25 protein-coding genes are annotated in these 24,069 nt (G+C 33.4%); 5 read left to right on the top strand and 20 right to left on the bottom strand.

Annotated features, from left to right (window positions below):
* Nucleotides 1-134: 134 nt before the first annotated feature.
* From NST49_RS07100 to NST49_RS07070, 7 genes are all read right to left on the bottom strand, one after another.
* Nucleotides 135-1,925: a hypothetical protein gene (locus NST49_RS07100; protein ID WP_341047708.1), complete on the bottom strand. Its 1,791-nt coding sequence runs from the start codon at nucleotides 1,923-1,925 to the stop codon at nucleotides 135-137.
* Nucleotides 1,926-2,042: 117 nt separating this feature from the next.
* Complete coding sequence (locus NST49_RS07095; protein WP_341047707.1) at nucleotides 2,043-2,717, bottom strand: hypothetical protein; 675 nt, start codon at nucleotides 2,715-2,717, stop codon at nucleotides 2,043-2,045.
* Nucleotides 2,718-3,320: 603 nt separating this feature from the next.
* Nucleotides 3,321-3,821: a signal peptidase I gene (locus tag NST49_RS07090; RefSeq protein WP_341047705.1), complete on the bottom strand. Its 501-nt coding sequence runs from the start codon at nucleotides 3,819-3,821 to the stop codon at nucleotides 3,321-3,323.
* Nucleotides 3,822-3,920: 99 nt separating this feature from the next.
* On the bottom strand, nucleotides 3,921-5,045 hold the full coding sequence (locus NST49_RS07085; RefSeq protein ID WP_341047703.1) for a carbohydrate kinase: 1,125 nt from the start codon (nucleotides 5,043-5,045) through the stop codon (nucleotides 3,921-3,923).
* A 570-nt stretch (nucleotides 5,046-5,615) separates the two neighbouring features.
* The gene (locus NST49_RS07080; protein ID WP_341047701.1) at nucleotides 5,616-6,284 is read right to left on the bottom strand and encodes a P-II family nitrogen regulator; all 669 of its coding nucleotides are present in this window, start codon (nucleotides 6,282-6,284) and stop codon (nucleotides 5,616-5,618) included.
* The gene (locus NST49_RS07075; RefSeq protein ID WP_341047700.1) at nucleotides 6,277-7,767 is read right to left on the bottom strand and encodes a DUF1538 domain-containing protein; all 1,491 of its coding nucleotides are present in this window, start codon (nucleotides 7,765-7,767) and stop codon (nucleotides 6,277-6,279) included. The genes NST49_RS07080 and NST49_RS07075 overlap by 8 nt, the downstream gene beginning before the upstream one ends.
* Before the next feature lie 338 nt (nucleotides 7,768-8,105).
* Complete coding sequence (locus tag NST49_RS07070; RefSeq protein ID WP_341047699.1) at nucleotides 8,106-9,341, bottom strand: mechanosensitive ion channel; 1,236 nt, start codon at nucleotides 9,339-9,341, stop codon at nucleotides 8,106-8,108.
* A gap of 228 nt (nucleotides 9,342-9,569) precedes the next feature.
* Here NST49_RS07070 and NST49_RS07065 point away from each other — a divergent pair, with 228 nt between their 5' ends.
* Complete coding sequence (locus tag NST49_RS07065; RefSeq protein ID WP_341047698.1) at nucleotides 9,570-10,919, top strand: MATE family efflux transporter; 1,350 nt, start codon at nucleotides 9,570-9,572, stop codon at nucleotides 10,917-10,919.
* Between the two features lie 50 nt (nucleotides 10,920-10,969).
* On the opposite strand, the gene NST49_RS07060 is transcribed toward NST49_RS07065, so the two are convergent.
* From NST49_RS07060 to NST49_RS07045, 4 genes are all read right to left on the bottom strand, one after another.
* Nucleotides 10,970-11,839 (bottom strand): DegV family protein, encoded by an 870-nt coding sequence (locus NST49_RS07060; protein WP_341047697.1) that lies wholly within the window; start codon nucleotides 11,837-11,839, stop codon nucleotides 10,970-10,972.
* Nucleotides 11,840-11,899: 60 nt separating this feature from the next.
* On the bottom strand, nucleotides 11,900-12,328 hold the full coding sequence (locus NST49_RS07055) for a DUF1801 domain-containing protein (RefSeq protein ID WP_341047696.1): 429 nt from the start codon (nucleotides 12,326-12,328) through the stop codon (nucleotides 11,900-11,902).
* Between the two features lie 42 nt (nucleotides 12,329-12,370).
* Nucleotides 12,371-12,937 carry a hypothetical protein gene (locus NST49_RS07050; RefSeq protein ID WP_341047695.1) on the bottom strand — a complete coding sequence of 189 codons (567 nt, stop codon included), beginning with the start codon at nucleotides 12,935-12,937 and terminating at the stop codon, nucleotides 12,371-12,373.
* 117 nt (nucleotides 12,938-13,054) lie between these two features.
* On the bottom strand, nucleotides 13,055-13,477 hold the full coding sequence (locus NST49_RS07045; RefSeq protein WP_341047694.1) for a VOC family protein: 423 nt from the start codon (nucleotides 13,475-13,477) through the stop codon (nucleotides 13,055-13,057).
* 268 nt (nucleotides 13,478-13,745) lie between these two features.
* Here NST49_RS07045 and NST49_RS07040 point away from each other — a divergent pair, with 268 nt between their 5' ends.
* On the top strand, nucleotides 13,746-14,585 hold the full coding sequence (locus NST49_RS07040; protein WP_341047693.1) for a glycosyltransferase family 8 protein: 840 nt from the start codon (nucleotides 13,746-13,748) through the stop codon (nucleotides 14,583-14,585).
* A gap of 46 nt (nucleotides 14,586-14,631) precedes the next feature.
* Here NST49_RS07040 and NST49_RS07035 read toward each other — a convergent pair whose 3' ends face one another.
* The 3 genes from NST49_RS07035 to NST49_RS07025 form a co-directional block, all read right to left on the bottom strand.
* The gene (locus NST49_RS07035) at nucleotides 14,632-14,913 is read right to left on the bottom strand and encodes a DUF503 domain-containing protein (RefSeq protein ID WP_023178487.1); all 282 of its coding nucleotides are present in this window, start codon (nucleotides 14,911-14,913) and stop codon (nucleotides 14,632-14,634) included.
* A 117-nt stretch (nucleotides 14,914-15,030) separates the two neighbouring features.
* Nucleotides 15,031-15,750, bottom strand: a complete 720-nt coding sequence (locus NST49_RS07030) for a pseudouridine synthase (RefSeq protein ID WP_187948964.1) — start codon at nucleotides 15,748-15,750, stop codon at nucleotides 15,031-15,033.
* A 109-nt stretch (nucleotides 15,751-15,859) separates the two neighbouring features.
* Nucleotides 15,860-16,942: a S66 family peptidase gene (locus NST49_RS07025; RefSeq protein WP_341047691.1), complete on the bottom strand. Its 1,083-nt coding sequence runs from the start codon at nucleotides 16,940-16,942 to the stop codon at nucleotides 15,860-15,862.
* A 340-nt stretch (nucleotides 16,943-17,282) separates the two neighbouring features.
* On the opposite strand from NST49_RS07025, the gene NST49_RS07020 reads away from it, so the two are divergent.
* A complete protein-coding gene (locus NST49_RS07020; protein WP_341047690.1) occupies nucleotides 17,283-18,464 on the top strand; it encodes a hypothetical protein in 1,182 nt (393 codons plus the stop codon).
* Between the two features lie 186 nt (nucleotides 18,465-18,650).
* Here the strand turns inward: NST49_RS07020 and NST49_RS07015 are convergent, their stop codons facing one another.
* From NST49_RS07015 to NST49_RS07005, 3 genes are all read right to left on the bottom strand, one after another.
* Nucleotides 18,651-18,842 carry a hypothetical protein gene (locus tag NST49_RS07015; RefSeq protein ID WP_034537087.1) on the bottom strand — a complete coding sequence of 64 codons (192 nt, stop codon included), beginning with the start codon at nucleotides 18,840-18,842 and terminating at the stop codon, nucleotides 18,651-18,653.
* Between the two features lie 96 nt (nucleotides 18,843-18,938).
* Complete coding sequence (locus tag NST49_RS07010; RefSeq protein ID WP_341047689.1) at nucleotides 18,939-19,325, bottom strand: hypothetical protein; 387 nt, start codon at nucleotides 19,323-19,325, stop codon at nucleotides 18,939-18,941.
* 22 nt (nucleotides 19,326-19,347) lie between these two features.
* Complete coding sequence (locus NST49_RS07005; RefSeq protein ID WP_187948962.1) at nucleotides 19,348-19,503, bottom strand: hypothetical protein; 156 nt, start codon at nucleotides 19,501-19,503, stop codon at nucleotides 19,348-19,350.
* Between the two features lie 407 nt (nucleotides 19,504-19,910).
* Here NST49_RS07005 and NST49_RS07000 point away from each other — a divergent pair, with 407 nt between their 5' ends.
* Complete coding sequence (locus NST49_RS07000; RefSeq protein WP_341047687.1) at nucleotides 19,911-20,168, top strand: hypothetical protein; 258 nt, start codon at nucleotides 19,911-19,913, stop codon at nucleotides 20,166-20,168.
* Here the strand turns inward: NST49_RS07000 and NST49_RS06995 are convergent.
* Nucleotides 20,158-20,331: a hypothetical protein gene (locus tag NST49_RS06995; RefSeq protein WP_341047685.1), complete on the bottom strand. Its 174-nt coding sequence runs from the start codon at nucleotides 20,329-20,331 to the stop codon at nucleotides 20,158-20,160. The genes NST49_RS07000 and NST49_RS06995 overlap by 11 nt on opposite strands.
* 241 nt (nucleotides 20,332-20,572) lie before the next feature.
* Between NST49_RS06995 and NST49_RS06990 the strand changes: the two genes are divergently transcribed.
* Complete coding sequence (locus tag NST49_RS06990) at nucleotides 20,573-20,986, top strand: hypothetical protein (RefSeq protein ID WP_341047684.1); 414 nt, start codon at nucleotides 20,573-20,575, stop codon at nucleotides 20,984-20,986.
* Nucleotides 20,987-21,242: 256 nt separating this feature from the next.
* Here NST49_RS06990 and rlmD read toward each other — a convergent pair whose 3' ends face one another.
* Nucleotides 21,243-22,619: a 23S rRNA (uracil(1939)-C(5))-methyltransferase RlmD gene (gene rlmD, locus NST49_RS06985; RefSeq protein WP_341047681.1), complete on the bottom strand. Its 1,377-nt coding sequence runs from the start codon at nucleotides 22,617-22,619 to the stop codon at nucleotides 21,243-21,245.
* Between the two features lie 366 nt (nucleotides 22,620-22,985).
* A complete protein-coding gene (locus NST49_RS06980) occupies nucleotides 22,986-24,041 on the bottom strand; it encodes a diacylglycerol kinase (protein WP_341047679.1) in 1,056 nt (351 codons plus the stop codon).
* Nucleotides 24,042-24,069: the final 28 nt, after the last annotated feature.

Below are 24,069 nucleotides of genomic sequence, written 5' to 3'. Positions count from 1 at the left end.
TAATTAATCGGCATAAAATTTCATTAGTTAAGGAATATTTTAAAAAAAGGCAAAAAAAAGAGAACTAGTTTCCTAGTTCTCTTAGATGAAGTTCTTATCTTTGTTTTAAAGGTAAGGACTTATTGTATTTTATTTTATTCGTTTATCTGTTCATCACTTATTTTTTCTTCAGATGTAGATTGATCCGAATTTTCAATTGGTACAGTTTCTTCCTTTATTTCAGCATCGCTGTCAGCTGATGAAGAATCAACAACTTCTTCTACTTCTTCTACTTCTTCTTGATCATCTCCATCAATAGGTTCTTCAATAACTTGACCATTTGGCACGGTGCTGTCAATCATTGAACTGGGTTCTTTTATCTTTTCTTCAGAATTTGTTTGTTGTTTAGTTTCTTCAGTTGTTGAAGATATCTTAGCTGACTTTATTTTCACTAAATAATTCTGCAATTCTAATTTTCTGGAAATGATCAATGTATTTTTTGTATCCCCAGTAATTTTTACATTTAAGGTAGCCTCATTACTATTTCCATCCGGTTTTAACCTTAGAGAAAATGCATTCTTAGAAATTAAAGAATAGTCCACTAGTTTAGAATCTTTCTCTTTCACTTCAAATTCGAGAGTTTCTTCAGTAAATCGAACGTCTTTAAATTCACTTTTGTATACCCAATTTGAATTTTTATTTAATTGTTGTATGGTAATAGTTTTTTCCGCCGCTGATAACGGAATTATTTTTTGTTCATAATTCCATCCTTCTGTTTCATTCAGAATATCACTACTTAGAACTAATCGGCTAGCATAATTGTCATTATCAATACCTATATCAGCATAATTATCATAATATCCATCATTATAACCATTAAAAGTATATTTTTCCAATCCGAATTGTTGATGTAATTGATAATTAAGTTTATTCGTATATTCCTGCACCTTATTAGGATCAGAAGAATCATAAGAATCTAATAGACTAAAAGTCACTTTATAACCATGATTTTTTTCATCTAGTTCTATACTTTCAACATTAACTTTACCTGTGGCATTTGGAGTTCTGCTATAAAACTTAAAAGTATCAATTTGTTTCCCTGTTTTATAATCTGTTGTTTTTAATTCTTCTTCAATTGGTAACTGTATATATAATACTGCTTTATTTAAATTTTTTATTTCTTTAATAGGATAATTTTTTGGATTGTAAACTTCGCTAAATACCATTTCCATTTTTTCTAAGCTATAAGTAACTTTATTGTTACTAGTTTTATTAGTAAATGTACTTTTATCTGGCCAATAACTTTTTTCTTCAATAACTTTCGGAACTAACAAAATACTATTTTCTAACATTATTTCATCCAAAAACATATTAGCATCCGCATTTGAAGCATTCAATTGGATCAATCTAAATGTAGCTTTAATTTTCAACTTTTCTTGTTTAGTAGAAGTACTATTTTTGTAGGAAACAGTTACTGGAACTTTACCTACAGAATCAGGTTCAATAACGACATCACTACCGCTCGAATTTTTTACAAAAGTAAAACTATTAGTATTTAAAGTTGTTGCAGTTGCTTCTACTTTATTCGCTAGGGTTCCAAAATTAATTGAAATTTCCGTATCATTTAATTCATCGGCTGTCAGTGGCTTATTCTCTTTTGTCACATCAATCTTATAAGCAAGTTTCCCAGACAGATTACCATCATTTACCAATTTACTTGAAGCGATTAAGATGGGACCACCTTCAGTGAAACTCACAGGGTTAATAATATTGGTATCCTCTGCAGCTAAACTTACTGTTCCCAGCTCTAGTTTGATACCCATGTTTATATTAGCCGTATCACTAAAAACGGCTTGTACCTGTAATGAAGGGAATAGCACAAAGAAAGCAAAACAAAGTAAACTAATTTTGGTTAACATACATAATATCGTTTTTAGTTTTCCCATTACTATCCCCTTCACACAATTTATTTTATATAGTAAAAAATTCTGAAGCAAACGATTAGACGTCGTGCCTAATAGTTTGCTTCAAAATATATTTTTTCTAATATTATTCGCTAACTATTAATCTACTAATGTAGCATTATCCGCATTTGTTTGAACAGCTTTTATACTTAGCGTTTCTTCAAGAAAATCAGATGTGAATTTATCTAAGTCAGCTGATTTTTTGTTATTAATATTAAAATCGTTATTTGCCTGTTCATCTACAGTGATTGTAACAGTATATTTTTCTGTTCCTTTTGGTTTAAGAGTAAAGTTTGTTTGTAGTCCACTAATAGAAATTAGGAAAGGTGTATCTTCAACCTTAATATTAGATACATTTATCTCTGCTCCTTCTAACTTAATAGGTAGAGGAGATTGTACTAATTGACCACTGTACTCCAATCCTACTTTAACATCTAGAGACCCTGTATTTTCAATAACATACTCTCTTGTAAATGAATCCCCTGGACGTACATTAGTATAAACCACGTTAGCGTCTTGTTTTGATTTACCTAATTTTTTATTTTTAGCTTCTGTTGCATCTAAATTAATTCCAGTTTCTAAAGGAGTATATTTCCACTCTTTTGTTTTATCTGTTGAAATTTCTACGTCTCCTAATTCCAATTCAATGTTTGCTTGTTGTTTAGCACTATCTGAAAAGTAAGCTCGTGTCCCGTATGCTGCCACACTGATGATTAATAAGGCTCCTAGTAATAAAGGTAACTTTTTCCTTCTGCTTGCCGATTCTTTTTTCATTTTATATTCTCCTCCATTATTTTTTTATTTTTTAATTTGCTTCCAACAACCGTAACTATAGTCTTAGAAAAAAAAGAAGTCAAATTATATCATTTTTATTCAAAGCAATAAATATACATCTGCCAAGATGTAACATTTGTTCATATTTTAATACCTTTAAGATAAGGTTTGATAATCAAACAAATTGCATTAAAATGGCATTTATAATTATGTTGTTATCTTTATGTATAAGAACAAATGTGATTTTAAACAATAAAGCAACATTTGTTTTAAGATAAAAAGTATATAGCGAATATTTATTGCATAAAAAAGGTCGATTGCGTATCTTTTGAGATTTAAAAATGTCTTTTTATAAAAAAAAAGCTATTTTTAGTATTATTTATAAATTCTGATGCAATTCTATTTTCTTTTTAGTTGAATTAATGACTAATTTTTTCTTATCAAACCAAAAAAGCATTAAAAAAAACAAAAAAATAAATAGATAGCAGACTATTTTATCCACTATCTATTTATTAATTACGCTTTCTAATGCATAAATATTTTTTTGTCTAATTTGTGACAATTTGCTGATATACCCTTAAATAAACACTTGTTTATTTAAAATTACTCTTTTGTTTCTTCCTCTTTTGTCGGATGGAGATAAAGATAAATAAGATACACGCCCATTAAAGCAACAACAAGAGCAAAAGCAATCGGTTTTTGTAAGAAAGTGATAACGTATCCAAAATAAGGAATAAGCAATTTTTGAATCCCAATATAAGATTCTTCTGCTACAAAGCCTTGATCTTGGATATTATTTGCATCCCCTTTTGTAACTAATCCTTCTTCTGTCTTATCCATTACTCTATGTGTAACGATTTCTGTATTGTATTGGAAAGTTACAACATCTCCGGTTTCAATAGCATCATAGGGCTCTATTTCAACGATAATGAAATCTCCAACTGATATCTTTGGCTCCATACTTCCACTTACTACAGTGTAGCCTTTATACCCAAATAACCCGCTACTATCTGGTGCAGAAAAGAAGCTAATTCCGGCGATTACGACAAAAATAAGAACTGCAACTAACACTATTGTATTTCCAATATATTTTACTATCTTCATTTTTAAATTTCCTCGCTATCTTCACGTTTTCATTAAAGATAGCATATCTCACTTATTAAATCTATCGTATTTTCTTTATGGCCAAACAAAAATCATGAATTAATCATAAAAAGTTTTATCTACTAAACATGCATTATATTCATTTTGTAATTGATTCTTGGATAAATTAGGTCGGACAACATAAATGGATTGAGATGTTTGAAAAGCATTCGTTAAGCCAACAGTGATACTCTCAGGAATCGACTTGCCTTGGAGACGACTATAAACCACCCCTGCACAAAAGGCTTCATTCATTCCCCAATTATAGCGATCATCTTGTTCACTTGAATAATTAAAAATATGAACGCCGTCATCTTGACTTCCGTAAGCAATTTTAGCGTTCCCTTTAGAAATAAAAACGTGTTCTGGGCCCTTATCTAGCCATTTTTTCACAGCGTTTTTTAGATCCTCATCCGTTTCGACTTCCATATCAAAGTAAGCTGCTGTTTCATTGTGTTTCGTAACCAACACCTTTATCCCACCTAAATAATCTGGCAAATTGTTTAGGCGCTGGACAGAGACGGTCATTAATGCGATCGGAATATTGTATTTAATAGCAAAACTATTTAAAAACTCTATGGTATCTTTTGGGCAATTCAAATCCACAATGATATATTTTGAGCGCTTTAACACAGAAAGGTGCTTACTGAGCCATTCTGGCGTCATTTTATCAAAAATATCCACTTCAGCTAAGCCTAAAACCATTTCTCCATTCATATCTATGACTTCCATAAACGTTCCAGTAGGACAGCCTTCAATTCTATCAACAGCTTTAAGATTCATAAAATGTTCCGATTGATTTTCAATCATCTTCCATTCTGTATCATTTCCCGTAACAGAAAACAGCATCACTTTTTCTTCTAACCGTCCTAAATTTTCTGCAACATTACGTGCTACACCACCAACGTTAGTACGTGATTGCACATTATGAGATGTCCCTTGAATCATCTTATCTTTTACCAGATAACGACGATCAATATTTGCTCCGCCAATACAAATGATTGGTTCTTCTTCATTTAATACATACGCTTTTCCTAATAAATAATCTTTTTTTACAAGCCCTGAAATAAGATTAGCTGTAGCTGAACGAGATAGACCAATAGTATCAGCCAATTCTTGTTGTGGTATAAAAGGGTTATCACGAATAGATTCTAAAATTAACTTTTCTTTTTCATTAATGCTCATGAGTGTGTATTCCTTTCTTGTTGCATCTTGCTACATTTACTTTAGCATTCGTTTGAATCAACTGATTTTCCCCATTTGTTGCTTGCAACTTATGTTCTGTTACGTTACTAATAGCTGTAGTAATTAAAACCTCTAAAGTATCAGATCCATGAGCATAAACGATGCAAATTGTTCCTTCATTGTTTAATTTATAAATCCTCCTACAATTATTGTAAGCCTTCTTATATAAGTAATGATTATTACAAGATGCCTTTATTTGTAGTGACTTATCCATTGTCTATTTTTTGATTATCAATTCGATTGATATTCATTATTTTAACGTAGATAAAGCTTAATTTCAATTTACTTACCTTTTACATGGTAAAAGAGCAAAAGAATTATTTTAATCATCAAATTAAATTGCTGCTAACTGGTTTATTGTTAATGAACAAACATCTTCTAAATTTGCTCTTGGTTATCCACTGTTTAGTAAAAATGACAGAAATAGACTAAAAAAGATAAAATTCCACTTTCAGCCTTGGCTGTTTAAGGAATCTTATCTTTTTTGGATTAACAAGAGGATAGCAATCTTTAGAATAATCCTCTTGTGTTTGATACGTCAATTGTGAAGAGTACACCGTTTCCGGGTTGTTCGATTTTCATGGCATTGCTGATGGATGCTACTACAGCATCTGTGGTGTGTTGCTCAGTAAGGATCATGACAACCTCTTTTTCTGGTTCAATATCCATTGAAAACAATCTACTTGTTTCATGGCTGCCGGAACCACGAGCGTTGATAACGGTTCCTCCTTGAGATCCAGCTGCAACAGCAGCATCGATCACTTCTTCTGCTTGGCCACGATCGACAATCGTAAATATAGCTTGATGCATAATATCCTCAACCTTTCTGCTGTGAGCATCTTGATTATAGACGCAATTTCGGTTTCCTAATAAATTTGCTAATGGAATCGTAAAGGCGATTCCGCGATTTCTTTTTTTCAATTGTAATTTTTCAGTTAAAATATCTAATGCTTCTTCAGCAGTTTCTTTGCGCGCTGCCATAATCAATATTTCTTTTTTGACATCTTCTACTCCAAAGAACTTCAATGCTGAATTAGAGGCTGTTCCCAATCCTCGAAAAACAGTTCCGCCTGATATACCGCATTTTTTTGCAATTTGAAGGGCTCTGCTCCCTGTTCCGTTATTGACTACTAAGAACAGTATGTCAAAGTCCATTCCTTCTATAATCGTATTACTCATTCGATTGGAGTCCTCCTTTACGAGATTTGATTTTGAATAACAAACCAAGTATTTCTAATGTAATAATCGGCATCATAGCCACCATTGCGATCATACCAAATCCGTCTAACAAGACGTTAGCACCTTCAATCGATTCAGCTGCTCCTTGAACAAATGCTAAAATGAACGTGGCTGTCATTGGTCCAGAAGCTACACCACCGGCATCAAATGCCATTCCGACAAACATTTTAGGCGTGACATACATTAATCCAATAGCCACAATGTAGCCTGGTAAGATAAAGTGCCATAGTTGTAAACCAGGAACTAAGATACGAATCATTGATAAAAGAACGGCTAAACCGACACCAATAGATAGAGCTGTTAGTACAACTTTTCTCTTAACATATCCATTTGTTACATCTTCAATTTGATGCGTCAACACATATACAGCTGGTTCAGCTAATATGGTTACGATTCCTAGTACAAAAGCAACTATCAAGACATATAAGCTATTGTCCAATGCCGCTACAGTATATCCTACCACACTTCCAACTTCCATGAAACCAGCATTTACTCCAACTAAGAAAATAACTAAACCAATGAAAACATATAAGGCACCTTTTAAAATCTTAGCTAACTTTCTTTTCGATAATTTCAAGAAAAAGACTTGGTATAGTAAGAAAATGGAAATAATTGGCACTAAAGCAATCAAGATTTCTTTTGTAATCGTAGGAAAATGATGAAGAAATGGTGCGATAACCGATTCAGAACCGGTTAAATCGACTGCTAAACTTCCTGAAAGTTCATCTTGTCCGCCAAGTATGTTCATCATCATAACTGCAATAATGGCTCCTGAAGAAGAAATGGCTACTAATCCAAAACTGTCTTTTTCAGATGCTTTTCCGTTTTTTTTCAAATTCGATACACCTAAAGCTAAAGCTAACATAAACGGAACGGTCAAAGCACCTGTAGTCGCTCCAGAAGCGTCAAAGGCGATGGCTAAAAATTCATTTGATGTAAATAATGAAAGGATAAAAATAACAAAATAAATTCCTGTTAATAATTTGTATAAAGGAATATTAAACACGATACGTAACAAACCAATGGTCATCATAATTGCAATCCCGATCGAAACATAAATCAGTATACTTGAGTTATTGATGAGTCCTCCTGTTACGTCTGAGATTTGATTTGCTAAAATGTGCAGATCAGGTTCAGCTATTGAGATAAAGAAGCCTAATACGATCCCAGCCACAGCAACAATCCAAACCTTATTACTCTTAGCAATGCCTTTTCCTAGATTGGTCCCGATTGGGGTGATTCCTATATCCGTTCCTAATAAGAAAATTGCTAGTCCTATTACTACAAATAAAGCGCCTAATAAGAAACGCAGTAATAAACTCGTTTCAAGCGGCGCTATGGTAAAATGCAATATCAAAACAATTGCAACAATTGGTAAAACTGAGAGCAACACTTCTTTAAATTTTTCTGTAAGTATATTCAAATAAAGACACATCCTTCCTAATTTTGGTAGTTCCGTCTTTACTTAATGAGAATTGCTGAAGAAAACAAAAAGATGATTTACCGTCCTTTTATCTATTCGTTTAACATGAAAGTTTTTTGCTTTCATCAACCACTCATGCAAGCACCCACTTTACTATCCATAATAAATTGTACCATAAAATTGACTAAAAATAAAATCTGTATTCCTACACGTTGAATCTATATATTGAAAAAGAGTGGCTGTAGACTAGATAAATAGACAAAAAAAGCCGGACTTCTTAAGTTAGAAGCCCGACTTTTTTCATTAAGGTCTTATAAAGTAGGACCTTGATTATTTGTTTATTTATTTTCTTTATCCATTTTTTTATCTAATTTAGCCAATTGGCTTTTAGCAAAGTCACGTCCACCGACACCAAATGCAATAGCAAAGGCAACAGACAAAGCACCTAAGATCAAGATAAAGGCTAAGTTAACAATACTTGTAGCAAATTTTAATTGATCTAATGCCATAAAGACAGATAAAACAATTAAAATGTATTTCAACGTTTCACCGGCAAATTTATTACCAGTTGATTTTGAAATAAATCCTCCAAGTACCGTTCCACCTACAACACCAATTCCTAAAATAACTAATGCACTAAGGACTAACGGCAAGTAAGCGATGATTGCTGAACCAATAGTGTTTAAGACTTCTAAGTTTAAAACATTTAATGCTTCAACTAGGAAGAACACACCAATAACTACAGCAACGATTTGACCAATAATTTTAGCTAAGTCAAAGTTCATATTACCTAAGTTTTTAACGTATTTTGTTAAATTATTGATACCTGAGCTTGAAAGTAAGTCAGTCAACATTTCACCAACAAATTTAGCAATAACGATTCCTACAGCTAATAAGATGATCGCTACAATAATATTTGGAATAGCAGCTAAAATTTGGTTCAATACTTCTACGATTGGACGAGAAATGGAATCAATATTTAATGTTTCTAAAGCAATCGTTACGATTGGAATCAAGATAACAATGTAAACAATGTTTCCTAATACTTTAGCCATTGTACTCTTTTGTCCTGCAGAAGGTGCAGCTGGTTTTTCTGAACTAGAACTTGTAAATTTCGATACCCATTTATCGATATCTAAAGTTACAGCTAAATTGTAAACTAAATTTTTAACAAAACGAGCAACGAATACGCCAATAGCAATAATCACTACTGCAGCGAATAAGTTAGGCAAGAAATTCAACGCTGTGTCAAACATATTAGAAATTGGTCGAGCGACCGCATCTAATCCCAACATACCTAAAATACCAGGTAAGAATAATAACCATACTAAGAAATAAAGGACTTGTGATAGGGAGTCGATGGTTTTGTCAGCTTGTTCTTGTGAATTCGTTACACCCCATTTGGTTAATAGTCTGCCAAATCCAGCTGCTTTCAATCCTTTTTGAACAGCTTTCTTAACTAATGTAGCGACAATCCAAGCTAGAAATAATAGCAAGACAGCTCCTAGTAACGTCGGCAAAAAATCAAAAAATGAATGTAGTCCCGAATTAAATGAATCTGATACATTGTTCATACTTAACATCTCCTCTTTTTTATAATGTTTTGCTTTACAATTACTAGTATAGCGGATGTCTATTTTTTAACAAAATAATATGCATTATCTAATTCATTCCTTCTTGAGAAAACAAGTTCGAATACCTATTCTATCAGTATCTATAAGGTTTTAAACATTGACTTCACTAAACAACATTGTTATATTTTAACAAGTAACGTTTCTACTATAATAGATAAAAAGAGGTGTATGATTATTAAAAAAAATCGGCTTGAAACAGAGTCTATTCCTAAATTATTAGCAGAATTTTCAATACCTGCAATCATAGGAATGTTGGTTAATGCTATTTACAATATTGTGGATCGCATATTTATTGGGAACGATCCCGAATTGGGTTCATTAGGGTTAGCGGCTGTTTCCATAACTTATCCTGTCACCTTAGTCTTACTTGCCTTTGCATTAATGGTAGGTGTTGGAGGATCCACACGTTTCTCGATTAGTTTAGGCAGAAAGGAAAATGAAAAAGCCAAATTCTTTTTAGGTAACGGTGTAACTTTAGCTATTATTGCGGGACTTCTTTTTATGATTTTGGGCAATATTTTTATTGAACCTATTTTACGTATACTTGGTGCGAGTAATGCTGTTCTTCCCTACGCTACTGATTATTTAAGTGTTATTTTATTTGGAGCAGTTTTCCAAAGTGTCGCTATGGCATTGAATAATTTCTCGAGAGCAGATGGAAACCCACGTAATTCGATGATCAGTATGATGATTGGTGCCGGCTTCAACATTGTCTTTGACTACATCTTTATTGTTCAACTTGGTTGGGGAATGAAAGGAGCAGCTTACGCTACAATCGGAGGTCAGTTTCTTTCAATGGTGTGGCAGCTTGTTTATTTCTTAGGGCCAAAAGCAAATATTCAATTGGTTGTTAAAAATATGAAACTAAAAGCTACATACGTAAAGGAAATTTTGACTACCGGCATACCGGCTTTCTTGTTACAGATTGCGAATAGTGTACTAAATATTGTTATCAACGCAAGTTTAGTGGCTTACGGAGGAGATATTGCTATCTCAGTTGCCGGTATTATAACAAGCGCAACAACTTTGATCATTATGATGGTTTCCGGGTTAGTTCAAGGATTGCAACCGATTATCAGTTACAATACCGGAGCAGAACGCATAGATCGTGTAAAAGAAGCATTAAAAACAGGAAGCATCATTGGCGGAATCATCAGCACAACTGGTTTCCTTCTCTTTCAATTTTTCCCTGTATTTGTTATTTCCTTATTTAATCAAGAACCAGAAGTCGTCTCATTGGGAATAAAAGCCATTCGAATCTGGACCATTGCATTCCCACTGGTAGGAATCCAAATTGTTTGGGCGAGTTACTTTCAAGCAGTTGGAAAAGTGCAGTTGGCCAGCTTCTTAAATTTAGCCCGTCAAATCATCTTTTTAATTCCTTTAGTTCTTATTTTGTCTCCTATTTTTGGACTCTATGGCATCTACTCAGCTGTCCCAATAGCTGAATTTTTAGCCTTTATTGTAACTTTTATCTTCTTGAAGAGTCAGTTCAAACGCTCACAGCATATACTTTAAAACAAAAGAAAAAGGATGCGAGATTTTTTATCTCACATCCTTTTTCTTTTTTAATTTTGGTACCAGTCTGGTCGTTCATCAAAATAAAAGACACCAATTCCACCGACGCCGATATGAGAACCAAGTACCGCGCCAATCCTAAAGACTTGGGTTTGGCAATTTGGTAAGGCTTCTTTGATCATGTCTTCTATTTTTTTTGCTGTCTCTTCATCATCCCCGTGGCTAATGCCAATGGTTTGATCAGTAAAATCTCCTACACCATTCTTTACCTCTTCAATCAACTTTTTATAGATTTTTTTCTCTCCACGAACAAGTTTGCTTAATTGGATAAACCCATCATTGATAATCAAAAAAGGTTTGATATTCAATGCTGTTCCAACATAACCTGTCGTTTTATTAACACGCCCACCTTTTACCAGCCAATTAAGATCTCTTAGTGTGAATCGATAAAAGACGTGATCAATGTTCCATTCCATTTGTTGCACGATCTCTTCAAAGGGTCTTCCAGCTTCAATCATTTTTAACGCTTGTAACGCAATAAGTGCTCCTCCACCGGCTCCGCCTCTTGAATCAATCAACTTAATTTTTCGCTCAGGGTATTTTTCTTTATAGTCTTCAATAATCTGATAAGCAAATTGATAGGTACCAGACATTTTTGATGAAAAAGACATATAGATCATATCTTCATTTTCTTGGATTCCTTTATCTAATATTTTTGTTAAGGATCCATATGAAATTTGAGAAGTTTTTGGTACTTTTCCTGACCGCATCGCTTCATAAACAGCATCAACAGTGATTTCTTCACCATCCAAATAAGTTTTGTCATCTAATGTTATGCTAAGTGGAATAACCTCAAAATCGTATTGCTGTTCCATTTCTAAATTACGATCACAGGTTGTATCAATAATTAATTTCGTCACTTTATCTCACCTTATCTAATTGAATTTACCAAACTGACCTTCTCTTCCTTACTATCCTGCTTATTTTAAATCCGGATAAGTTTCTTTAATGTAGTTTACACTATCCTGGACTAGTTCTTTTAATACGGATTCATCAATATCATCTAGCTTTTTAATGTACAAACAGCCTTTTCCCATTTTGTGTTTGCCTAATCTTGTTAACTGACTAGCTCTTTTTTCATTATCAGGTTGTGAGAGATAAATACTGAACTGCGCTTTTCTAGGAGAAAAACCAACTGGAGCTGCATCCCCTTCATGGCCACTAGCGTATTTATAACGGTAACGGCCAAAACCGATAATAGTTGTTCCCCACATTTTAGGTGCGTTTCCTGTTTCTTCGCTGAATAACTGAATCAACCGATGCACATCTTGACGTTTTTTATCGTCTTCGATTTTTTCTACAAAATCAATCACATTCTCTGTTGTTTCTTGCATTTTATTTTCAGCCATTCTAACTCCCCCAATCGATCATTTTAACTTCATTAGTCCATTCTACTGAATGGTTTCAATCAATAGCGTCGCTTCTTCAATAGTCATTGTTTGAGCAAAATAAGAATTCCATACTGAAACCAAATGATGGACATCATATGTGCCATAGATTTTTTGGGCACTTTTCATTTGTCTTAAAAATAGTGGTTGCGTTTCTGCTTGCGGATAATTTATAACTGGTTTTGTATCTTGTTTAATAGAAGAAACAAGTTCATTTGGCAAGATAAGCGTTATTGTACCATTTGCTAAATAAGCAAATACATAGCCTGATTCAATACTCGATTGAAACTGCATGACTGTTTCGTTAGAGACAACTGTTGCTGACCCCTTTGCTAAATCAATTAATTTTTCCTTTTTATGACCATCTAATTGTGCAAAAAAATCTACGGCCTGCTTAACTATAACCGGTTTTAATTGTTCTACAATCTTCATTTTTGTGTAACTTTTTCTAATGGGTAGTTGCTGTTGCACAGCGATTTGAAGCAACTGTTCTTTTTTATAAGCAAGCAAACTTTTTTCTAAATCTGTTTGAGGCTTCCCTTTGATTAGCATGTTATGTAATTCTGTCATTAGTCAAACTCCTATGTTTTTACTATTCGTTACTCTTATTCTACCCTATTTATACCTATTCGTAAAATAGACAAAAAAGACATAAGAAACATCGTTCTCATGTCTTTACTCAAATCTTTAGGCTCCCATTGCACTCATATCCATATACATGACTTCCCATAAGTGACCATCTAAATCTTTAAAGCGACGGTAATACATCATAGCCTCTTCTTCTTCACTCAATTTCGTTGTCTTGTCTTTTGCGCCATTTTCAATTGCTTTGTTTACTAGTTCATCTACTGCATCTTTCGATTCAACCTGTAAAGCAGTGATCACTTCATTTTCCATTGATGTGTCCGTAATTTTTTGGTGGGTAAAACTAGAGAAAAATTCTTCAGTAAGCAGCATTACGTAAATGGATTCGGTGATAATCAGGCTTGCTCCCTTATCGTCTTTAAACTGTTCATCAAAATCAAAACCAAGTGCTTTGAAAAATTCAATAGACTTTGTTAGATCCTTAACCGGTAAATTTATAAAAATTGATTGTACTCCAACAGCCATTATCCACACCTCCTTTTTATGTAAAAAAACTTCTTTTTGTTATCCGCTTTAGTCTTTTTCACCATCAGTATACTAGCATTCAAAATCTTTTACCACACACTAGTTTTCAAAATAGCTTATTTATTTTTGATTATCCCAAATACGCCTTTAGGCTTTTTGTTTGATTCTTTACTAGCAAAAGATTATGATTAAGTCACTTATTACACATCAACCAGTACAAAAAAAGACAGTTATTTAGTCATTTTGTATATAGAAGGAGAAAACCAACATGATTGATCCAGAAATTACAATTGTTTCAGCTACAGATGATGGCTTTGTTCCTCACTTAGCTACATTATTCTTATCTATTTTAAAAACTAAAAAAGACGAAACAAAAATTAACTTTTATGTTATTGATGACAATATTTCATTAACTTCTAAAGATAGTTTAAACCGTATGATAAATGAGTACAATGCTTCAATCAGTTATTTGCAGATTGATACAGTTAAATTTGAAGATATGGTAGAAAGTGATCGGATTCCTACAACAGCTTACTTTAGAATTGCGATTCCTAATTATTTTAAACACACAGATATCAAGCGAGTCATTTATTTAGATTGCGATATTATTGCTAAAGAAGATATCGAGAACATCTGGAATATCGATTTAGGCGATAACTTGTTAGCAGCCGTTGAAGATGCTGGGTTCCATGCACGTTTAGATGCAATGGAAATTGATGCCGAATCGAATACTTACTTCAATTCTGGTATGATGATTATTGATATTGAAAAATGGCGAGCAGAAAAAATATCGGAGCAAGTGTTGAAATTTGCTACTGAAAATTCAGATGAGTTAAAATTCCATGACCAAGATGCATTGAATGCTATTTTGCATGACCGCTGGTTGGTGCTCCATCCTAGATGGAATGCCCAAGCCTATATCATTACGAAGGAAAAAAAACACCCAACAAAAATTGGTAACCTAGAATACACTGAAGCACGTAATGAACCAGCTTTGATTCACTATAGTGGACATGTCAAACCATGGCAAAGTGAGTCAGACCATCCTTTCCGTGATGAGTACTTAAACGTACGAGCAGAAACACCGTTTCCAATGGAAGAAGACTAAATAAAAAAAACCAGACAAGCTCTAATGGCTTCTCTGGTTTATTTTTTTACAGTTCTTCTCGTTCAATGGAGTGAATCTCTACTTCACCATTGTCTTCGATTTCTTTCAAAACTAGGTCTAATGTCTGTTGGCACAGTTTACGATTATTGCTCACAACAGCAATCCCTAGTACTCCTTGGTTTAACGTATCATGAGCACCAACTTCAGAGATACTCACGTTGAATTTGTTATGCGTTTTTTTAATGATACTTTTTAGCACATTGCGCTTATCTTTTAAAGAGTAGGAATTGTAAATGAGAAATGATACTTTCATGCCTAAGATAACCATAATTCATCTCCTTTAAACCCGTTTTATTCTGAAAGTAAGTAATTCAGTCAAACTTATTCTAATAGTAGACAAACTGTTGTTGAAATCAGGTTTGTTTGTCCAAACTAGACTAAAATCTCATTTGAAATACGGTCTTAATGCTGTTAGTTCTTCTAAATGCAAAGGTCGATAAGATCCTACAGGTAATGTTTCATCGAGTTCTAACGGCCCCATCGACAATCTCTTAAGATAAGTGACTTTCTTCCCTACCGATAAAAACATTTTCTTTACTTGATGAAATTTACCTTCACTAATCTCTAACAGCACTCTACTTTCATTATTGCTACTACTTAGTATGGTTAGTTTAGCTGGCTTGCATTTTATGCCTCCATCAAAAACAATTCCTTTTGCAAATGCTACTTGGTCTTCACTTGTGACCCTTTCGTTTACAATCGCTTCATAACTTTTTGTGACTTCTTTTTTAGGAATCAACAATTGATACCCTAGTTGACCATTATTTGTCAGCAACAATAATCCCTCTGTATCTTTATCTAAACGCCCTACTGGAAACAATCCCGCAACACGTTGAGAAGGATCAATCAAATCGATAACAGTTTGATTGTTATCATCTGTTACGGCACTTACTACACCATTTGGCTTATGCAACATATAATAGACATGGGGTTGATAGTGGATTCGTTCTCCAGCTACTTTCACTTCTTGGAGTTCTGGGTCCACATTCAAATTATCAACCAGTATGGTTTTTCCATTCACTTCAACTTGCTTGCTTTTAATCAATCGTTTTACTGTTCGACGTGAACCAAATCCTGTTTCAAACAATAATTTATCTAACCGCATCCTCTAGCTCCTTCTTCGTAACGCTCCACTTTTTTATAGTTCTAGGATACGGTATAATTCTTTAATTTGTCAATCTTAGCTTCAATACTGTACTTTTTAGCCGTTTTGTTTATTCAACAGTTTGAAAAGGTGATTCATCTATAAAAATCATTTTTTCATCTAAATCAATTGTCGCTTTTGTCCCATAAGGCAAAGCACATCTAGGGTACGCGTGACCAAAATTAACATTATATAAAATTGGCAATTCCACATCATCAATCACTTCTGAGTAAATGGTTTTATATTCTTCGTAATAAACTTCGTCTTGGGGTTTCCCAATGATCAGACCATTAACAACAGAAAAAATACCTGTTTCCTTTAATGTTTCCAACATTTTTTTTAATATATCAGGAGCTGGTTTTTCTTCACTTGTTTCTAAAAATACTATTTTTCCTTCCCATTCATTTAATGAAGGAAATAATTGATATTTTTTACAAATCTCTGCTTCATCTGGATAAAGCTCTCCAACCAATATATCATAAAGACTTTCTACGCAACCACCAAGTAATGGGCCTGAAACTATTCCTGTTCCTTGCAAAACTTCATAACCGCGCGTTTCATCATGCTGCATACGATCTTGTCCTAAGGCTTGTTTAGAAAAATCGGTGCGTTCTTCATACCATAACTTACTAGAACGAATTTCTCGCTGTTCATACCCTTCTAGATAATCTTGTAAAAACTCTTTTGTGTAAGGCAGCAAACCATTAGCTAATTCAGCGATATCCGTAATAAAACTAGGGCCATAAAAGGAAACCATTCCTAATTTATAAAACATTAAATGGTTTATTGTCGTATCAGAAAATCCGGTAAATAATTTAGGGTTTTCTTGTACATTGGTTATAAAATTTTCATCCTCCAATAAATAAGGCAGCAAACGATAAGTATCATCGCCTCCAATTGCTGCTATTATTCCTTTAATCGTTGGATCTTGAAAAGCATCTTTTAAATCTTGTGCTCGTGCTTCAGGATGGTCACTAAGGTAGTCTAATCCTTTAAGCGCATTCGGCATAAAGACAGGTTTCAGTCCTAGTGATTCCAAACGTTTTTCACCCAATTCTAGTTGGTGTGCACAAGTTTCTTCACCTAAAATCCCTCTTGATAGACTGACGATAGCTACTCTATCTCCATTTTTTAAAGCAAACGGTTTAATCATACTTTAGCTCCCTTTTTATTCATCTACATTATGTTTACTATCTACTTTAACAATATACCAAAATTTTTTACCATTAGCCTAATTATTCATTAGATAACTTTTTTAACTTCTTCGTATTGAATTAATCTAACCAACTAATTGGTCTATATTTCAACTCTATATGTATTCATTTATTTTAAATACTATTTCCTGCTAAAAAAGCTGGTACAAATGTCTATATAATAATTTTTATGGTTTTTTAAATCAATTTGTGACTTTTTGCGTATATACTTACATTTTTATGATTCCGTTTCCTATTTTTATTTGGTATACTTTAATTATATTTTGGAGGAGGAGAAAAATGGAAATATTATTATTACTTGGTTTTTTAGGATTTATAGTTGGCGTAGTAACACTTTTAGTTAACTCGATTAGAAAACGATCGAAAAAGAAAGCAACCATTCTTACTGGAGGAAGTTTAATTGTTTTTTTAGTAGCAAGCTTTTTCATTTCACCCACAGCAACATTAGATATTGAGGCAACCAGTATTGAAACCAACGAGAAAGGTTTTGCTTTAATTGAAGGTACAACCAATACAAAAGCTACTTTAACGGTTGATGGAAAAGATTTGGAAAATAAAGAAGGAGATTTTTCTTATAAAGTTCAATTAGACGATCAAAAAGAAAAAACAATTACCTTTATTGCATCTATTGAAGATTCTGAAGCTGAACAAATTGTTAAAATTACACCATCAGAAGAATACATAGCCTTTTTAAACGAACAAAAGATTGAAGAAGAAAATCTTAAAAAAGTTGAAACGGCTTTAGCTTTAGCTGAAAAAGACCCTAATCAAGAAAATTATGATAAGGCAGCTACTCTAGTTTCTACTTTAACAAAAGAATACCATGATATCGATGATCGATTAACTAGCATAGATGATTACATAAAAGCTGAGAAAGCTGTTGCTCTTGCTGAAAAAGAATTGACATCTGATAGCTTAGAAGATGCTCAATCTCTTATAAAAAAAGTTACATTAAATAAAGATAGCTTTTCTGATCGATTAAAAACGATTCAAACGAAAGTAACTGAAAGAGAAGAACAGTTAGCTTCAGCTAGAGAAGCAGTTGATCTAGCTGAACAAACTCCAACTGATGATACTTATAGTTATGCAGTTGAATTGATAGAAGCACTTCCTAATCAGGAACCTTCTTTAAACAATAGACTAGTCACTATAAAAACAACTATTGAAAAAGATAAAGAGGAAAAAGCTGCCGTTATTGCTGCTGAAAAGGCACAACATGAAAAAATAGCTAGCGAAAACGCGGCAAAAGAAAAGGCAGCCACAGAACAAGCTGCACAAACTACAACCGTACAAACTATACCTACTGTTGATGCGGACAACCACAAAAATGAACAGACAGTATTAGTAACCCCTACTGGTGAAAAATACCATACTCATAAATGCGGGAATGGCACATATACTGAAGCATCTTTAAGCACCGCACTAGCTAGAGGTTTAACTCCATGTTCTAAATGTTACTAGAAAAAGAACGTATACTACATGACATAGTATACGTTCTTTTTAATTATTTATATGAATAATTTCAATAGCAAATCTAAGCTGCAACCCACATCATAATGCCAAGTAGCCCAAGCAATACCATCACTATAGCTCCAATTATCCCTACCCAAATTATCAACCTTAACATTGTCCGTTCAAATTTGTTAATCATAATTTCTTCTCTTTTAGCTCTTTCTTATTTATGTAATCTTTTGTAAACATAACTCCCATTAAAAAAATAGGAAAACCAAAGGGCCGTAGAGGATTTAAAAGCGAATAATGATTGCTTAAACTATCAAATGCAAAAATTATTACCATCCATATAAAAAGTGCTAGGAATTTCTTTTTTCTTATTGTCATACGTCTACTCTCCTAGATAAATATGTTTATCCTGCTATCTTAAAAAACATTCCATCTTTATGTAAAAGTACCTTAACTCTATTTATTTCTAACTGCTTATTGTAATATAAGGCTATTTAACACAGCATCTTCGCCATTAACTAATACAATCAAATATTCATGCTGATATTCTGGATCAACTTCAACTTTATAATATAGCGGTGTAGACTTATCTTCTGTTTCTTCAAGTAGAGCTGTATCTGTAAATGAAATTGTTAATTTATCTCCAGCTTCATATATTTCAGCTTTAGCTGTTGAACTAACCGAATTAAAAATAGCATAAGTTAGTTCCGAAACTTCACTCACCACAGTTACCTCTCCTGGCCGATCCGAAATTGGTTCGATGGATGACACAGGATCAATTTCTTGAATATTTGTGTCTTTTTTAATTCCACAGCCCATCAAAATAACTAAACAAAAAGGAATAATTAGCATTTTTTTCATTTTTTTCTCCTTAAGAAATCTTTTATTTTTCAAAATCAGATTTTCGAAGCAAACAGTATCCAATAAAAATTAGTACATACCCTAAGGCAATTTTCTGATGTACTATTTCAAAAATCGCAATGCCAAAAACTACTGTAGATAACAATTGATAACTAGCAGATTTCTTAATTTTCTTCATTTTAAACTCCCCCATAGAACATTCCGTAAAAGCATATTACTCTTTGAATTATCTATGAAAAGTCTTTTCTATAAAAGAACGTACTAGTTTACATCGTAGCAACTAGTAGTTGCGTTACTGTCATTATAAGGTTTATGGACATTATTTTAAATTTGTTCTTCATAAAATCGAAAAACTATTCCTTCAAATAATAGTATAGATAAAAAACCTATTTTTTTGTTTTTCTGCTTTTTTATATTTAGTTCAACTGACTAAATAATAATTGTTTGCAACCACTAGTTGCTAATTGTAAATGAATACGTTCTATTATTTTAGGTGAAAACAAGAGATAATTAGCTTATTCAGAAATTGAAAAACTACTAATGTTATTTACCCACACAGCCTCTGAAGGAGGGAAATTCAAAAATGTGAAAAATTATAAACGAATAACTTTTTTCCTTATTCTTATCAATATCTATATTACATACGTCTTTTTATCCGGTAGTTATGAAAGTGACGTCAATCCACTTATTTTTATTTTTGCAGTTACAACAGGTCTTTATGATTTGAAGCAGAATAAAGAAGACTATCCTGATTTTTACTTATTTGCTAGATATTTTTTATTATTCTTATTTTCTATAGGATTAGTCATTGATTTAATAACATTCGCTAAAATTATTTTTTAAAGTGTCTTTCTCTAAAATCAGAGATATGAAAAATAAGGATCAACGAATTGATTATTGTCCATAAGATTCCTCCAATTTTTGGAGAGACTACTTCATTTAAGGTAAGATAAGCTACTACAATTATTCCTACTAAACCGATTAAAATCTGAATTTTTGTTAACATGTCGGCCTCCAATGATTTATATGTGCTTATTTTATTTAGCTATAGTATACATTATTTTAAGGTACCGTTTACACTTTATTTTGATTATCACTAAATTAGTTAAAATCAGGTATTTTTCTACTTAAATTGATTCATTATATACTAACTTTTAAAAAAACGGAGGTACACCTATGAAAAAAGACAACTTCTAAATCCTTTACTTGTTCTGCTCTTTCCTGCATTCACGATTGTTTTCATTCCCATGTTCATCAACTATGCTTTAACTTTTACTGCTCGAACCTATAATATACAAGCATTTTGGTTCATTAGTTTAAGCTGGGTTTTAGTTGGTTTTGCTATGGCGATGATTGCTTATCGTTTAACGGTATACTCGGATAAATCAGATACATTTACCAAATGGATCTCGATTATCTGGACAGTGATATTAATTGTACTTTTGGCAGGTTTTCACATCGGATATAGCTATTCAATTTATGCAACTTTACATCTCTATGGCACTTTTTTTGTAGAGTTAACAACTGGATTCTACTTAAGTTTGACTGCTATCGTTCATATTAGAAAAATAAAATTAGCTGATTCTCGTCTAATTCTAAAACCTTACGAAAGCGTGAGACCTTTTTATGTTCACTCTTTCGTGATTGCTCCTTTGACGTAAAAGTGACGACATTTTTGAAGCTCACTCTTTCGCGAATGCTCCTTTGGCGTAAAAGTGACAACTTTTTTGAAGCTCACTCTTTCGTGAATGCTCCTTTGACGTAAAAGTGACGACATTTTTGAAGCTCACTCTTACGTATAACACTATTACACGAAAGAGTGGTTCTCTTCATGGACCCTCTAGATTAGAAATGGAACCTTATAGTGCAAAAAAACAACCCATCCGTTAGAATGGGTTGTTTGGTTTCTAATAATGTTTAGTTGCGAACGAGTAAAGCAACACTTTCCACATGAGTGGTTTGAGGGAAAAGGTCAACGGGTTGAACTTTTTTAACTGTATAGCCACCTTCTGTAAGTAAAGCTAAGTCACGTGCTAATGTTGCAGGGTTACAACTAACGTAAACCATTTTTGTTGGTTGCATTGCAATAACTGCCTCAGTAAATTCTTTTTCAAGACCTTTACGTGGAGGGTCAACAACTAGTAAGTCAGCTGTGCGTCCTTCTTCACTCCATTGGACCATAACTTCTTCAGCAGCTCCTGCTTCAAATGTTACATTTTCAATATTGTTTAGTTCCGCATTTGCTTTAGCATTTTCTACTGCTGGTTCAATTATTTCAATTCCATAAACATGTTTAGCATTTTTAGCTAATGTTAATGCAATCGTACCAATTCCACTATAAGCATCGATAACAGTTTCTTCACCTGTTAATTCAGCAAAATCTAAAACTGTTTGATACAATTTCTCTGTTTGTTGTGGGTTCACTTGGTAGAATGAACGATGAGAGATCTCAAAAGTGTTGCCTAGCAATGTATCTCTGTATTTGTCTTCGCCATATAAAACAATAGCATCGTCACCCATAATTACGTTTGTACGTTTAGGGTTAACATTTTGTACAATGCTGACAACTTCTGGAATTGCTTCAAGAATGTCTGGAATGATCTTACTTGTTGGGAATAATTTAGCTGTTCTCGTTACTAATACGATCATAATTTCTCCAGTGTAATAGCCGCGACGAACAATAATGTGACGCAAGTTCCCAGTGTTTTCATTTTCGTTGTATGGTTTAACGCCATATTCACGCATGATATCACGGACAGCGATAATCGTTTCATCAATTTTAGGATCTTGGATGTAGAAGTTTTCCATTGGGATCACTTCATGGCTATTTTTACGGAAAAATCCGGTTGTCAATTTGTCATTGATTTTACGTACAGGTATTTGCGCTTTGTTACGGTAACCTGATGGATTAGCCATTCCAATCGTGTCGTATACTGGTACTTCTGGTAATTTTGCGATGCGTTGCATACTGTTCATAACTTGTTGTTTTTTAAAGTTTAATTGTGCTGGGTATCTCATGTGTTGCAATGGCGTAATGCCTACACGTGTATAATTTTCATCTTGGATGACTACACGGTCTTCACTTGAGTTCAAACGGTTCAATACTTTTGCATAACCAAAAGATTTCCCTGTTTTATGAATTTTAACTTCTACTTGTTCACCAGGTAAGGCATTTTCAATAAATAGTGAGTAGCCTTGGATTCTTGCTACCCCCATACCCTCATGTGTTAAGTCTTCAATTTTAACGGTGTGTTTTTCATTCTTTTTAACTGGTACTACTTTATCTGCTTTCATAAAAAAGCTCCCTTCGTTGACCTTGTTTCATGTCATTTGTTTATCAGTTAAACGTATTTCAAAAAGCGCAACCGTCATTCTTTTTACAGAATATTCGGTTCTAATAACTTTTTGTCACACTCCTTGTCAGTTAGTACGCCAGATATTTGATACTTTCTATCATCCACTTAACTGGGAGTGTTCCTGACTCAACCGGCTAAACGGGATGGGATTAAAAAGACGTTATTATCTAATGATTCTAATCTACACTATTAGTATGAACCTTTTTCATTTCAATGAATTGGTTCCTTCCAAATCTTAAAACTAAAAGATTGGGTACTGACTCTTTATTATACAGAAAATCTTACTCATTTCAAAGTTTTCTCATTATTTCTCATGAGCTTCTTTTTTTGAAGAATGAATTTCACCGTCACCATTGATATCGGTGTTCGTCAATTCTTCCACTTCTTTGATAAAGGCATCCTCTACATTTTCGGCATTTTCATCTTTTTTATCAACAGCTTTTTGAATATCATCCGTTGACGCAATGATTTCGATGTGTTGATGCAAGTTTGTAAAAGTAACAGGTGCATCGCCACCATATTCCCCATCCAAATTGATCATCATTTTAGATGTATTGCCTGGACGTGCGAAAATTTTACTTGTTTTTTTGTATAAAATTTTTGAATTCGTAATGTGTTTTCCACCATTCAAGACTTGCGCCACTAAATACATCATATCCGCCAAATTGGAGGTTTTTACGATGATTAACGTGAATTTGCCATCGTCCAATAAAGCGTCAGGTGCAATTTGCTCAAATCCACCAATGGAATTGGTAAGAGCCACTAAAAACATAGTGGCTTCTCCTTCAAATATTCCATCATCGTATTCAATGTGCATCGGGATTGGCTTCATACGCGGCAACACTTCTGCCCCTTTAACAAAATAAGCTAAGTAACCAAATACTGATTTTAATTGTGACGGCACGTCATAGGTTAATTCTGTTAACTGTCCGCCACCGCCGATATTAATGAAATAAGACAAGTCTTCTCCCATTATAGCTTCTCCAACATCCATGAAAAAAGACTGCTCTTTTTGAATCACTTTTGCTGCTTCGACTAAATTATTTCTCGGGATGTGTAATGCTCTAGCATAATCATTCGTTGTTCCAGCAGGGATGATTGCCAGTTTGGGTCTTTTTTCCAAACCAGCAATTCCATTTACGACTTCATTGATCGTTCCATCTCCACCAGCAGCTACAATCAAATCAAATCCAGCTTTTGCTGCTCTTTCTGCTTCATTTCGAGCAGAATTGGGTTCTGGAGTTGTCGCATAGGCACTCGTTTCATATCCTGCTTCTTCATAAATTTGAAAGATTTCTACTAGATGTTTTTTTACGATTTCACGACCCGAAGTGGGATTATAAATCACTCTTGCTCGCATAAAACTACTCCTTTACTTTCACACCAAC

It is taken from the genome of Carnobacterium sp. FSL W8-0810, assembly GCF_038007125.1.
Taxonomy (GTDB): Bacteria; Bacillota; Bacilli; order Lactobacillales; family Carnobacteriaceae; genus Carnobacterium_B; species Carnobacterium_B inhibens.
Note: the sequence above shows the minus strand (reverse complement) of the source record. Positions and strands in the feature narration are given on the sequence as shown.

Excerpts from the sequence above, each read along its gene's own strand:
- NST49_RS07090 (WP_341047705.1), bottom strand. The coding sequence starts at position 3,821 with ATGAAGATAGTAAAATATATTGGAAATACAATAGTGTTAGTTGCAGTT.
- NST49_RS07085 (WP_341047703.1), bottom strand. The coding sequence starts at position 5,045 with ATGAGCATTAATGAAAAAGAAAAGTTAATTTTAGAATCTATTCGTGAT.
- NST49_RS07050 (WP_341047695.1), bottom strand. The coding sequence starts at position 12,937 with ATGACAGAATTACATAACATGCTAATCAAAGGGAAGCCTCAAACAGAT.
- NST49_RS07100 (WP_341047708.1), bottom strand. The coding sequence starts at position 1,925 with ATGGGAAAACTAAAAACGATATTATGTATGTTAACCAAAATTAGTTTA.
- NST49_RS06990 (WP_341047684.1), top strand. The coding sequence starts at position 20,573 with ATGTTCATCAACTATGCTTTAACTTTTACTGCTCGAACCTATAATATA.
- NST49_RS07020 (WP_341047690.1), top strand. The coding sequence starts at position 17,283 with ATGGAAATATTATTATTACTTGGTTTTTTAGGATTTATAGTTGGCGTA.
- NST49_RS07035 (WP_023178487.1), bottom strand. The coding sequence starts at position 14,913 with ATGGTTATCTTAGGCATGAAAGTATCATTTCTCATTTACAATTCCTAC.
- NST49_RS06980 (WP_341047679.1), bottom strand. The coding sequence starts at position 24,041 with ATGCGAGCAAGAGTGATTTATAATCCCACTTCGGGTCGTGAAATCGTA.
- NST49_RS07015 (WP_034537087.1), bottom strand. The coding sequence starts at position 18,842 with ATGACAATAAGAAAAAAGAAATTCCTAGCACTTTTTATATGGATGGTA.
- NST49_RS07005 (WP_187948962.1), bottom strand. The coding sequence starts at position 19,503 with ATGAAGAAAATTAAGAAATCTGCTAGTTATCAATTGTTATCTACAGTA.
- NST49_RS07030 (WP_187948964.1), bottom strand. The coding sequence starts at position 15,750 with ATGCGGTTAGATAAATTATTGTTTGAAACAGGATTTGGTTCACGTCGA.
- NST49_RS07010 (WP_341047689.1), bottom strand. The coding sequence starts at position 19,325 with ATGAAAAAAATGCTAATTATTCCTTTTTGTTTAGTTATTTTGATGGGC.
- NST49_RS07065 (WP_341047698.1), top strand. The coding sequence starts at position 9,570 with ATGATTATTAAAAAAAATCGGCTTGAAACAGAGTCTATTCCTAAATTA.
- NST49_RS07095 (WP_341047707.1), bottom strand. The coding sequence starts at position 2,717 with ATGAAAAAAGAATCGGCAAGCAGAAGGAAAAAGTTACCTTTATTACTA.
- NST49_RS07070 (WP_341047699.1), bottom strand. The coding sequence starts at position 9,341 with ATGAACAATGTATCAGATTCATTTAATTCGGGACTACATTCATTTTTT.
- NST49_RS07055 (WP_341047696.1), bottom strand. The coding sequence starts at position 12,328 with ATGGCTGAAAATAAAATGCAAGAAACAACAGAGAATGTGATTGATTTT.
- NST49_RS07040 (WP_341047693.1), top strand. The coding sequence starts at position 13,746 with ATGATTGATCCAGAAATTACAATTGTTTCAGCTACAGATGATGGCTTT.
- NST49_RS07025 (WP_341047691.1), bottom strand. The coding sequence starts at position 16,942 with ATGATTAAACCGTTTGCTTTAAAAAATGGAGATAGAGTAGCTATCGTC.
- NST49_RS06995 (WP_341047685.1), bottom strand. The coding sequence starts at position 20,331 with ATGTTAACAAAAATTCAGATTTTAATCGGTTTAGTAGGAATAATTGTA.
- rlmD (WP_341047681.1), bottom strand. The coding sequence starts at position 22,619 with ATGAAAGCAGATAAAGTAGTACCAGTTAAAAAGAATGAAAAACACACC.
- NST49_RS07045 (WP_341047694.1), bottom strand. The coding sequence starts at position 13,477 with ATGGCTGTTGGAGTACAATCAATTTTTATAAATTTACCGGTTAAGGAT.
- NST49_RS07080 (WP_341047701.1), bottom strand. The coding sequence starts at position 6,284 with ATGAGTAATACGATTATAGAAGGAATGGACTTTGACATACTGTTCTTA.